The organism is Ruegeria sp. CJ9, from assembly GCF_056536625.1.
This window is the reverse complement of record NZ_JBQFPY010000009.1, coordinates 160138-172471: the sequence shown is the minus strand read 5'-3', so window position 1 is coordinate 172471 and position 12334 is coordinate 160138. Positions and strand designations below refer to the sequence as shown.

General features: G+C 54.8%; 9 protein-coding genes. 7 read left to right on the top strand and 2 right to left on the bottom strand.

From position 1 onward, the window contains the following. The first annotated feature begins 1 nt into the window (after window position 1). From ACR0AJ_RS17635 to ACR0AJ_RS17620, 4 genes are all read left to right on the top strand, one after another. Window positions 2–964: a 2-hydroxyacid dehydrogenase gene (locus tag ACR0AJ_RS17635; RefSeq protein ID WP_480741486.1), complete on the top strand. Its 963-nt coding sequence runs from the start codon at window positions 2–4 to the stop codon at window positions 962–964. A 190-nt stretch (window positions 965–1154) separates the two neighbouring features. Continuing rightward, window positions 1155–1448, top strand: coding sequence for a glycine zipper 2TM domain-containing protein (locus tag ACR0AJ_RS17630; RefSeq protein ID WP_480741484.1), 294 nt, complete (start codon window positions 1155–1157; stop codon window positions 1446–1448). A 128-nt stretch (window positions 1449–1576) separates the two neighbouring features. After that, window positions 1577–2041 (top strand): GNAT family N-acetyltransferase, encoded by a 465-nt coding sequence (locus tag ACR0AJ_RS17625; RefSeq protein WP_480638889.1) that lies wholly within the window; start codon window positions 1577–1579, stop codon window positions 2039–2041. 362 nt (window positions 2042–2403) lie between these two features. Beyond that, on the top strand, window positions 2404–4938 hold the full coding sequence (locus ACR0AJ_RS17620) for a cation:proton antiporter (RefSeq protein ID WP_480741482.1): 2535 nt from the start codon (window positions 2404–2406) through the stop codon (window positions 4936–4938). Between the two features lie 214 nt (window positions 4939–5152). Here ACR0AJ_RS17620 and ACR0AJ_RS17615 read toward each other — a convergent pair whose 3' ends face one another. Continuing rightward, window positions 5153–8473: an ATP-binding protein gene (locus tag ACR0AJ_RS17615; protein WP_480741480.1), complete on the bottom strand. Its 3321-nt coding sequence runs from the start codon at window positions 8471–8473 to the stop codon at window positions 5153–5155. Window positions 8474–8752: 279 nt separating this feature from the next. Further along, on the bottom strand, window positions 8753–9664 hold the full coding sequence (locus ACR0AJ_RS17610) for a LysR family transcriptional regulator (RefSeq protein WP_170350806.1): 912 nt from the start codon (window positions 9662–9664) through the stop codon (window positions 8753–8755). 107 nt (window positions 9665–9771) lie between these two features. Here ACR0AJ_RS17610 and ACR0AJ_RS17605 point away from each other — a divergent pair, with 107 nt between their 5' ends. From ACR0AJ_RS17605 to ACR0AJ_RS17595, 3 genes are read left to right on the top strand one after another with little or no spacing between them, the layout of a single operon-like run. Beyond that, on the top strand, window positions 9772–10548 hold the full coding sequence (locus ACR0AJ_RS17605) for a CmcJ/NvfI family oxidoreductase (RefSeq protein ID WP_170350807.1): 777 nt from the start codon (window positions 9772–9774) through the stop codon (window positions 10546–10548). A 12-nt stretch (window positions 10549–10560) separates the two neighbouring features. After that, a complete protein-coding gene (locus ACR0AJ_RS17600) occupies window positions 10561–11526 on the top strand; it encodes an LLM class oxidoreductase (RefSeq protein ID WP_480741478.1) in 966 nt (321 codons plus the stop codon). A gap of 12 nt (window positions 11527–11538) precedes the next feature. Further along, on the top strand, window positions 11539–12327 hold the full coding sequence (locus ACR0AJ_RS17595; RefSeq protein WP_480741477.1) for an SDR family NAD(P)-dependent oxidoreductase: 789 nt from the start codon (window positions 11539–11541) through the stop codon (window positions 12325–12327). Window positions 12328–12334: the final 7 nt, after the last annotated feature.

The window sequence follows — 12334 nt, the reverse complement described above, 5'->3', positions numbered from 1 at the left end:
CATGAGTGACAGACCAGTCCTATGGCTGCCGCGCCGCGTGTCCGACGCAACCATTGCCCGTGCGCGAAAGGATTATGACGTGATCCTGAACGAAGCCGATACTCCGGGCACGTCAGAAGAGATCATTGAGATGAGTTCCAAGGTAGACGCAATAATGCCCTGCCATTCGGAACACTTCTCAGCAGAGGTCGTGTCAAAGCTTGACCCGCGTTTAAAAATTGTCGCGAACCATTCTGTTGGTGTGGACCATTGCGACTTGCCGGCCTTGGCAGCAAGGGGGATCGTGGTGACAAATACACCAGATGTCCTTTCTGACGCTACGGCGGAACTTGCAATGTTGCTCATGCTTGGTGCGGCGCGACACGCTGTCCGAGGCGATCGCCTTATGCGTACAGGTACTTGGGACAGTTGGAGCCCATCTTTCATGGTCGGCAAGCAACTCACGGGTGCGCGCTTGGGCATCGTCGGGATGGGGCGCGTGGGTCGGGCATTTGCAACAAAAGCACGCGGGTTTGATATGGAAGTTCACTATTTCAACCGCACCCGCCTGTCACCGGATAAGGAACAGGGGGCAATTTATCACGAAAGCGTCGATACTCTTTTGCCAGTGGCCGACTTTTTATCGCTTCACTGTCCTGCGACGCCCGAAACTCTGGACCTTATGAATGCCGAACGGTTGGCTGCGCTGCCTGACGATGCAATACTCGTCAACTCAGCTCGTGGCGCTCTTGTTGATGAAGACGCGCTGCTGCAAGCCATTGAAAGTGGAAAGCTGGCTGCCGCAGGGCTTGATTGCTTTAAGACAGAACCGGGCGGAAATCCAAAGTTCGCAGCGCACGAAAACATCTTCATGTTGCCGCATATAGGTAGCGCCACGACTAAAACCCGGGACGCCATGGGCTTTCGCGCATTGGACAACTTAGACGCATTCTTTGCCGGACAAACACCGCGCGACCTTTTATAGACTAGGAAACTGTAATGGCAAAAATTGCTTTTCTCGGCCTGGGTGTGATGGGCGATCCAATGGTGGGTTAAGATGCGGTTCACCCCGGTATTGCGCGGCGATATTTCTCAATTGGCGAAACACTGCGCCACTAGGCGGGTTTTCGCGCCTGGATCAGCCACGGGTTGGAGAGAGGTTGAGCAGACCCTACATGCCCAGAAACAAGCGTCTAAGACATACGCGTGAACGTAAGGAAACCGACATGAAGAAGACAGCAGTAGTATGCCTGCTTGGTGGCACGTTGCTCTTGGCAGCATGTGGAGCCCCGACAACACCAACTCAGGCTCAAGCACAAAACGACGCCCGATGTGCCGCTGGGATATTGGGGGGTGCAGCCTTGGGTGGCGTCTTAGGCAATCAGGTTGGTTCGGGCACAGGCCAGACCCTTGCAACGGCGGCTGGTGCCGGACTTGGAATGTATGCAGGCCAGTCGGCTTGTAACTGACGAATAGGCACAGAAAGTGGGGTGCTGGTCTTACCTTTGCCTTATCGTGCGCTGAAACATTGCGTCTGAGTGTCGAAAGAAGTCGCTCCGGATTGCTGCCCGCATCGTGGCTTAAGGTGAACTAGAAAGTGACAAATCCAATAATCAAGCCAACGTCTTCTGACGACATTCCGGGTCTCAAAGCCGTGCTGGACAATACAGGGCTTTTCCCAAGCGAGATGCTTCCGGATATGCTGGCACCTACATTGTCAGGGGAAACAGAAGCTCTCTGGCTTACGTGCCACTCAGACGACGAAGCCGTCGGCTTGTGCTACATCGTTCCAGAAGACCTTGCTGACGGAACCTGGAATATGCTCGCGCTCGCGGTGCGCCCAGATTTGCAAGGCAAACGTCTGGGCGCGGCCTTGGTCAAGGCCGCGGAACAGTATTTGAAAGACAAAGGGCAACGTATCTTAATCGTAGACACATCTGGCACTGACAACTTTGCACTCGCGCGCAAGTTCTATGCTCAGAATGGCTATGAGGAAGAAGCGCGCATCCGCGATTTCTGGGCGGAGGGCGATGACAAGATTATCTTCCGAAAGGCCCTGTGACGCAATAGGCCCTCTGCCGCTGATATGGCAAAGGGTACCACAAGAAAGCTAGCAGCTTACGCGCCGTGCAACTTCTTCATGGTCACAGCTTGATGGATAGCACTGCTCCGAATGTGGCCAGTGATCTTAAAGTTGTTTGGCGCCCATTGAAGTCATCGGAACCTAACGCCTGGGGGCGGCCTAATCGGTTGGCTTATTCAATCCGTCAAATCGTGGGTCTGGTGTCGTAGTTTGCCCAGTCACTGCTGGCATCGGCTGCAACTGCACAGCCTGGCGAGTGTATTTTAACACTTTGATCCGATGTGGTCGAAACGCTTGAAGGGTGGATTCCATTAGGTCGAGTTCTCAGGTAATACGTATGGATGGATATCGTCGTCATTACGACCATCATCACTTCTCTTTTTGTTGTAATCGGGGTGGCGGAACCACTGGCCGCGCGATTGCGCTTGCCCTACAGCGTTATCCTCGCTGTTCTTGGGATAGTGATTGGGCTTGGCGCGGCATTCTTTCTTAACACCGACCTGACGGATGCGCTGAACCCGGGCGCGCAAGCGATTATTGACCTGCCGATCCGGTCTAACGTCTTTCTCTATGTTTTCCTGCCAACATTGCTCTTTCAGGCGACGCTTGGCATGAACCTGCGCAGGATGCTGGACGATTGGATGCCCATCCTGATGATGGCGGTTGTCGCGGTGATCGTGGCGACACTTTCCATTGGCTATGCGCTGAGTTGGGTAAGTACGCTGCCACTGGCCGCCTGTCTGTTGATCGGTGCAATTGTGTCGACAACTGACCCTTCGGCGGTTGTCAGCATTTTTCGATCAATCTCCGCGCCGCGCAGGCTGTCGCGAATTATCGAAGGCGAAAGCCTCCTTAACGATGCCGCTGCCATTGCTCTTTTCGGACTATTCATGAGCTTTGTCATGCTCGGAAGGCCCGACCCATTGCTAAGTGAAGCTGTAGGGCAATTTCCGCTGCTAATCGCAGGAGGTGCTTTCACCGGTTGGCTCATGGCGCGCATGGCTGTTTGGGTGATGGCGTTCGTCGACCGCTGGGATATGGCACAAATTTCTATTTCCGTTGCACTGCCTTATCTCGCGTATATCGTTGCGGAACAAAGCATCGGGGCTTCTGGCGTTATCGCCGTGGTGGCCGCAGGTCTTACGCTTAACCTTACGGGTCCCGGTCGTTTGTCACCGGCCGGTTGGACAAATCTTCAAGAAGTATGGGACCTGCTGGCACATTGGGCGGGCGCGCTGATCTTTATTCTTGCGGCATTGCTGATTCCGAGACTGTTGGAAGGGGTGCAGCCGTCTGACTTCGGCCTGTTGGCCGTGGTGGTTCTTGCTGCAGTATTTGCACGGGCGGCGGTGCTGTTCGGCTTGTTGCCATTGCTCACGACAATCGGTCTGTCGCCAGCTGTTGATCGCCCCTATCGCACCGCGATGCTGTGGGGTGGATTGCGGGGTGCCGTGACACTGGCGCTGGCGCTGGCAGTCACCGAAAGCACGCATATCCCGCTGGAGACCAAGCGACTGGTCGGCATCCTGGCCACTGGCTTTACGCTGTTTACACTGATTGTGCAGGGAACAACCTTGCGCGCAGTGATCACAAAACTGGGGCTCGATAGGCTCTCTCCGCTTGATACGGCACTGTCACGCCAAGTGGTCGCCGTCGCCTTGCAATCGGTGCGCGAGGACGTGTCCCGCATTGCAGAAAACTACGACTTGACCCACGATATCGTCAGAAACGAAGCCAAACAGTTCAGTGAACGCCTCGACGAGGCCGTAAACGCTGCTGAAGACAGCGCGCAGATCCTTGATCGTGATCGGATCACACTTGGCCTTATTGCGCTGGCTGGGGCAGAGCGGGATTCCGTGTTGGCCCGGATGCGAGAGCGCACCATGTCATCTGTGCTGAGTGAGAAGATTCTGTCCGACGCGGATCGCCTCATTGAAGGCGCACGGACCGGAGGGCGGCTCGGCTATCAGCGCGCGTCAAACCGGTCCGTCGTTTACGGCAGGTCTTTCCGGATCGCCGTTTTTTTGCACAACCGGCTTCGAATCTCGTTTCCACTCACGCGTATTACAACGGATCGGTTTGAAAGACTGCTCATGCAACGCCTGATCCTGCGGGACCTTGATGGGTTCGTCCGTGGGCGCATACGTCGAATCCACGGCCGCCGGGTTGCGGAATTGCTTGACGACCTGTTGGCGCGTCGATCCGAGGCGGTTGAGGCAGCGCTTGACGGATTGCGGCTCCAATATCCAGGCTACGCCGAAAAGCTGGAACGGCGGTTCATCCGGCGAACGGCGCTGCGGCTGGAAGAGCGTGAATACGCGGTCATGCGCGAGGACGGCCTTGTGGGTGAAGAGCTCTATTCGGTGTTGATGCAGGAAGTGGCGGCGCGACGTGCTTTGTCTGAAGGGCGTCCGGTACTGGACATTGCCCTTAAAGGACGGGATCTGGTCCGGCAGTTTCCACTATTTTCTGATCTCGACAAAGCGTCACTGAGGAAACTCAGCAGAGCATTGCGAACCCGATATGCCAACGCGGGTGACACGATCATATCCAAAGACGAATTCGCGGGGAGTGTATTCTTTATCGCTTCTGGGGCAGTCGAAGTGGAACTCGGCAGACATACTACGCGGTTAGGTCGTGGTGAAATGTTTGGGCAATTGGCCATGCTGTTGAAAAGGCCCCGTCGCGTAAACGTGCGGGCATTGGCCCCCTCGACACTGCTCATGCTCGACGAAGCGCGTTTCCGGCGATTGCTCCGGCGCAGTGAGGCAATGCGGAATTCTGTCAAGATAAGCGCAAACAAACGCATGATCGACCCCGCAGTGTTGGATCTGGATGAGCCCGTAGGATCTTCTGAACAAGAGCACAATTCCTGATAGTCCATCAATGAAAAGAGATTGCGACCCATTCTAGCCGCTTGTAGCAAGTTATTTTTTGCTGGGTTGCGGACGGTAAAACTAGCTATTCGCCGCGTGCGTAAAAAAAGGCTGCACGGACACAAACTGCGCGACTGCCGTTAAAAAATCTGCACAAATACCTAACGAAAACAAAAAGCTTCAGCTTCGGCCATTTCATGCGGATATCTGAGGTTCAACTGACAGATTTTTCAGCAATTAGCTTCAATGCATCACTCACATCGGTCGTATGCTCACCTCCTGTGATCCTCTCTAAAACGGCACTTAGATCAAAGGCGGCAATCTGCGCTTGTTCAAAACGATTGCATTGCTTGATGTAATCTACCGAGACGCGTAGCTCGAGCATTCCTGCCTTTTGCCGCCTCGCAGATTTCAAAGCCTCACGAAACTCTTGTTCGGCCACTTCATTCTCGCACCGCGCAAGCGCATAGACCCGATCCGTCTCAGATTGGGCCCATCCCTCATTGGTTTGAGTTTGGTATTCACGCGCCTGAGTCAAAAAGCTCAATGCACCTTCCCGATCACCGGTTTTGAGTGCGAGTTCGGCAATCAGAGTAAGAAAGAACGGCTTATAGTTTCCCGCCCCGCTTGCCCACCAAGCTTCTGAAGCTTTCAGTAACGAAAGGATCGTTTCCCGGTTTGGCGAAAGATACGCATTCACCCAGCATCGCCAGAGGGTCGCAGTCAAGGACATGAACGTGAATGAGTGTTTGACTGAAAGCGCCTCAAGCTTTTCAACAGCCCCGAGTACGTTATCAGGTTCACGTCTCAGGAGGTAAAGCATGCACAGATAGGTCAGCGACTGCGCAATGCTGTGGGCATGCTCAAGTTCTTCTGCGCCCGCCACCGCTTGCGTCTGAACTTCAAGAGCGTTGTCTGGATCCCCGCGCATCCACATGGCCAAACTTAAAAAGCACGAAGTGATGGCCGCATGGTCCGACCCGTAAATGTACGCAAGGTGGCCATCACGTTTCCGGCTGTAGAGTTCTAACGCCTTGTTCAAATGCTCGTATGCTGAACCCAATTCCCCGATATGAAACAACACGGCGCCCATGGCGCGATGTGCCACCATTTGGTGCTGCGTCTCGCGTGTTGTAGTCGCCAATTCCAGCAATTGCGTGGCAACGTTCTTGGCCAAATCATACTCGGCGCGCACCAAATGAAAGGAATACAAACCGTTCAGAACCGGGAACAGATGATCGGTTTCTTCAACGCGTTCGCACAGGTCGCGAATCCTTGCGTAGACCGAGCCGGTCTCATCCGCTGCAATCCCAGCGGTTGATCGTAGAACGCCTGCTTTCAGAACCTGAATCTCAATTTCCTTGCGGTCTCGCTCAGTGCTTTGTTCCAGTTCACTCAACTGTTCGATCGCCAAGGAAAGCTGCGTGTTCGCCTCTGTATTCGCGGATCGTTGGACAGCACGCTGACCGGCAAGATACCGGTAATTGACGGCCTCCTTACGCATGCCAGCCATAGTGTAATGATGGGCCAGCACTTCTGGGCTGGCATCACCCGTGTGCGTCGAAGTGTCATCAAGTTGTTGCGCTACGCGAGAGTGCAGAACGCGACGTTCCCGCTTTAATAGGCTGTTGTAGGCAGTGTCACGAATGAGGGCATGACAGTAGCTGAAGGTTTCAAAATCTTCAGAGCGAGAAACGGTAACGATGCCTGCCTCTAGCAATAGTTCCAGATTCGCACGCAGCGCTTCATCGCCAATACCGGCCACTTTAGAGATCAAAGGATAGCTGAATTGCGGCCCGATTACGGCCCCTATCTGGGCCACCTCCTTGGCAGAACTCAAACGATCAAGGCGCGCCATAAGTGCATCATGTAACGTGCTGGGCACCGAGTTGGCCGGAGAGGCCCCACCCATCGTGTAAGTGTCTCGGCCTTTGGTTAGAATACCAGATTCAAGGAGATCTTTGGTCACTTCCTCTATGTATAGCGGCACTCCGTCAGATCTCGCCGCGACCGCGTCGTACATCTCGTCCGAGATCACCTCACCTTTGGCGACTTCGTCCACAATGCTCTTCACCTCTTGAAAATCCAACTGCTTCAAAACAACTTTCGTGAGGTTCGATTGCAGCGTCCAGCCCGGGTCGTACTCGGGCCTGAATGTCATGACGACCAGAACCGGAAGGTCGCGAATTCGGTCCACTATTCGGTCCAAAAGCAGCTTAGTCGTTGGATCAATCCAATGCGCATCTTCAAACAAGAATAGAACCGGCTGCTCCTTTGCTTCCGACGTGAGATTGCCTAGCAGCAGGTCTAATGACTGATCCATGAGCTGCTGAGGCGTCAGGTTCAGGGGGCCCAATTGATCCTCGAATGGGATGGACAGAAGGGACGCGGCCAGCTTCAATGCATCGTTGGAATGATCGTCCAGAACAGCGCGGATTTTTTCAAGCTTTGCCTCGTTCGAGTCTTCGGAACGGAGCTTGGCGACATTCTCAAGTTGTCGAATGACAGGATAGAACGCAGTCGCAAAATGGTAGGGAGAACACTGATATCGCATCTGGATGCCCGGCAGATCCGAAGAATTTTGCCTGAATTCTTCCACCAGCCGTGACTTGCCAATTCCAGGCTCGCCCGACACCAACACAACCTGTCCCTGACCACCGCCGGCAAGCGTCCATTTGTCATTGAGGGTCTCTAATTCTGCGGAGCGACCCACCAACGGCTTAAGCAACACATCATCTATTGCCAAAAAACGGCTGACGGTTTGCCGCTCACCCGTCACTTGCCAAGCTTCGACCTCTTTAGCAAAACCCTTGAGCTTGAACGCGCCTCGCAGAACGTATTCGAAGGTATCACCGGCCAACTGATGCGTGCTGGGGGCGACGATCATCGTTCCTGGATCCGCCATTGCCTGAAGGCGCGCGGCCAGGTTCGGTGTCTCACCCATCGCCGTCCCGTCCTCAAACATGTTTTCGCCACGCAGATCACCGACGACAACCAATCCGGTCGCAACTCCGATACGGACGTTAAGTTTCGCGTGGGTGCGAATTTTCGGCATTTCATTCATAATGCGCAGGCCCGCCCGAATTGCCCGCTCTGGATCATCTTCATGCGCGTGGGGAAATCCAAAAAAGACCATAATCCCATCGCCGTAATAGCTGGCAATATGGCCATCAAACGCAGCAACCGACGCAGCACATGTTTCTTTGAAAAGTCGAAGAACATCGGCCAGATCTTCCGGATCGACGCGTTGTGAAATTTCCGTTGATCCGACCAAATCGATGAACATGACGGTAAGCTGTCGCCGTTCCGCGATGATCTCGGGGCCAGTACCGGTGTTGTGTGGGTCTAGGCCTGGCTCTGCATCGAAGCGAACAGCCTTCATGAAACGCCGCCTTGGTCCGAGGGGGAGGCCGATTGTCACAAGGTCATCGTCTGTTAGCTCAGAAAGATCACCATGTTCGATTTCGTGTTCTGCAAAGGCAGCAGCATACTTGGACAAACCATGTTTTATTAGCCAAGACGCTATATCGGACATCTACATTTTTGCTTGCCGTTTCAGCAGAACTATCGCCTGCGCCCTACCAGCATGCTTCCCCTTGTTGGTTTGACCCGTCGTGCAAACGGTGTTTTCTGATCATGTTCTACTCAATGAAGAACTCTGATTCAAAGTAGGTCAAGGATTTCATTGGCGTATTGGACGTTAAGCCGTGTACGGCAACGATCGACTTAGATTGGCGGCCTTGGCAAAATCAACATCGCTTGATGCCATAGAACCCGATCTGTGCCCACACGACAGCGACAGATCTTTTCCGGTTCATGTTTCCCATGGTGGGGCTGCGCCAATCTCTGCGATCAGAAAGTCCATGAACACCCGCACTTTGGGGGATAGCACGTTGGACTTGGGATAGATCAACCACAAAACATTGTCCTCTGCGGCTTCAAAGTTCGGCAAAACCTGTGTCAGCCGGCCTGACTTCAGTTGCTCATGCACACTCCATAAAGCGTTCAAGGAAATACCGGCCCCTGCCAGCGTGGCGCAGACCTGGCTTTGGCCGTCGTCGATAATCAATTGACCTTTGGCAGATGCGGGGTCGAATACAGCACGTTCGCCTGCCGGGCCTGTCAGCGGGCGCGGTTGACGGTTTTGGAAGGCGATCAGATGGTGGTTTGCCAGTTCGGCGGGCGTATTGGGGGTTCCGTGCGTTTCAAGATAGTGCGGCGCGGCGCACAGGATGCGCCGGTCATCGGCCAATTTGCGGCCTTTCAAGCTGGTGTCCACAAGCGGCGCGTTCCTAAGTGCAAGGTCAAAGCTGCCTTCGATCAGGTCGAACTGAACATCAGAAAGGCGCAAGTCCAATGTGAGGTCAGGGTGCTGTTGAAGAAACGTCGGTAGGATCGGCGCGATGTAGAGTTGGGCAAAGCTGCTTGGCGCAGCAAAGCGCAATGTGCCCCGGATCGTTGTCGTCTGCTTGCCCAGGGCCGCAAGCGCGGCATCTTCCTGCGCGATGATCTCGCGGGCGAAAGGCAGGAAATCGGCCCCTTCGACAGACAGCGACACTTTGCGGGTCGTTCGGTGCAATAGTTCAGAGCGCAGGCTCTGTTCCAACTTGGCAAGCTTTGCGCTGGAGACAGCTGGGGCCATGCCCAACGTGCGCCCCGCAGCACTGATGTTGAGCATTTCTGCCGCCCTTACAAACAGTCGGAGCGCATCTGTATCAAGGCTCATTATATCCAAAACCCGAATTATAAATCCTGATATTGGCGGTTTATCTGCAATTTGATCGACATTAAATCCCTTTCGTAGACGCAAAAGGGCCTAGGCAGGAGGCGCAGATGACACGGACAGCCACAGTCAACTACCATGTTCACAAGCCCTATCGGCAAGCTTTTGAACTTGATTCAGGTGGGGTTGCGGGCAACCTGATTTCCCCAGAACTGGCTCCAACGACTGTTGCGCTGGCGGATACCCGCACGAAGGCAACGTCAGTCACATTTGCATCTGATGCCGCAGAATTCACATTGCTGAAATCGCAGGTCCGGGATTTTACCGGGGACTCCTGGAAACAGACATATGATGCGGAACTGACCGGGATGCTTCTGGACAGGCTGAGTGCGCAAGAGGTTGTGATTTTTGATCACACCGTTCGGGTCGACGATCCCGGTGCCACGCGCAAGCCCGCGCGCAACGTCCACAGTGACTACAGCAAGGACGGGGCTGAGCAGCGCCTTGTCGATCTGCTGGGGGCCGAGACCGCAGCTGAATGGGCGCAAGGTCACTTTGCCTTTGTCAATGTGTGGCGTCCTGTTGAACATCCGATTAATTCCGCCCCGCTGGGCTTTGTTCGCCCGTCTTCAGTTGACCCGTCTGACTGGATTCTGCTGGACCTGATCTATCCCGACCGCAAAGGGCAAATCATGGGGTTGGTGGGAAACCCTGACCATGAATGGGTCTATCTTTCCAAGATGACGCCGGACGAGGTTGCGTTTTTCAACATCTACGACAGTCAAGGGCTACCGTCGGTGGCACATAGCGCGCTTGATATGATCGAGGATCCAAACGTCACCACCATTCGCAAGAGCATCGAGAGCCGCACCTTGGTGCGCTATTAAAGGGGTCCCGAGATGTTGGATAAAATGCAGCCTAACGAGTTTGCCCAGATCAATGTGGCCTACAACCGGGTGTTTCGTCCGGGCCGGCTGAGTGTCGGCCTTGTGTTGCCGCTTGAATCCTACGCGGTCGGCGCAGAGCCGACGATGCAGGGCCACTTAGAGGCCGCGCGGAGGGCAGAGGACCTTGGGTTTGCAGCACTTTGGCTGCGCGACGTGCCTTTCAATGTTCCAAGTTTTGGTGATGCCGGACAGGTTTTCGATCCCTTTGTCTATTTGGGTGCGCTGGCAACGTTGACAGACCGGATTGCGTTAGGAACGTCGAGTGTGATCCTGCCTCTGCGTCACCCAGCCCATGTGGCCAAGGCGGCGGCGACCGCGGACGTGCTATCGGGTGGTCGGTTGCTCTTGGGTGTTGCTTCTGGTGACCGGCCCGAGGAGTACCCGGCGATGAGCCAGGGCTTTGACGATCGGGGGGCACGTTTCCGCGATAGTGTTGAGTACATCCGCGCAGTCGGATTGGACTATCCCACGCATGAAAGCGGGCAGGGCACACTGTCTGGCGACATTGATCTGTTGCCAAAGCCGCATGGCACGCGTTTGCCGTTGCTTATCACTGGCGGCAGCCAGCAAACCTCCGATTGGGTGGCACAGAACGGGGACGGTTGGATAACCTATCCACGCAACGCCGCAGCCCAAGGGCGGGTCATCGCGGAATACCGAACACGCACGAAGGCGGCAGGGCAACCGGACAAGCCGGTTATGCAATCGCTCTATGTCGATGTCGTTGCCGATCCCGCTGCACCTCCGCGCCCGATCCACCTTGGGTTTCAGTCCGGAACTGATTTCCTGTGCAACTATCTGCGCGAGATTGAAACCCTTGGCGTCAATCACGTCGCGCTGAACCTCAGGTTCAATCAAGCACCCATCGACACAACACTTGAACGTCTGGCAGACGTTGTGCTGCCAGGCTTTTCCTAAAGGATAAAACTGATGACCAAGACTGTTTTTATCACCGGTTCAACTGACGGCATTGGCTTGCTGACAGCAAAGAAACTGGCCGCTGACGGGCACCAAGTGCTTTTGCACGGGCGCAGCGCATCCAAATTGGAGAGCGCCGCCGCCGAAGTCGGTAGCAATGTCGAAACCTATACCGCTGATCTAAGCGATCTGTCCGGGGTTCGAAAACTAGCCGAATCCATACGCGCCAAACATGACCAACTGGATGTGTTGATCAATAACGCGGGTGTGTTGAAAGCCCCGCAAACGGTGCTTGAGAATGGGCAGGACATCCGCTTTGTCGTGAACACGCTTGCACCCTATCTGCTGACCGAATTGTTGTTGCCGATCATTCCCTCCGACGGGCGCGTTGTGAACTTGTCATCGGCGGCGCAGGCCCCGGTAAACGTCAAGGCCATGCAGGGCAATGTGCCGCTGACAGATATGGAGGCCTATGCCCAAAGCAAGCTGGCTATCACGATCTGGAGCAGGGAATGGGCCAAATTACAACCCGATGGGCCGGTGATGGTGGCAGTGAATCCCGGATCGCTTTTGGCCTCGAAGATGGTGAAAGAGGGCTTTGGCGTTTCTGGGAACGATATGAGCATTGGCGCTGATATACTGATGGATGCGGCCCTGGGCGGGCGGTTTGCTGACGCGTCAGGTGCCTATTTTGACAATGACAGTGGGGCCTTCGCTGATCCACATGCCGCAGCGCTCGACAAAGATCACGCGACCGACGTCATGAACAAAGTCAAGGGCTTGATCGGAAAGACAGGCTGATCCGGGC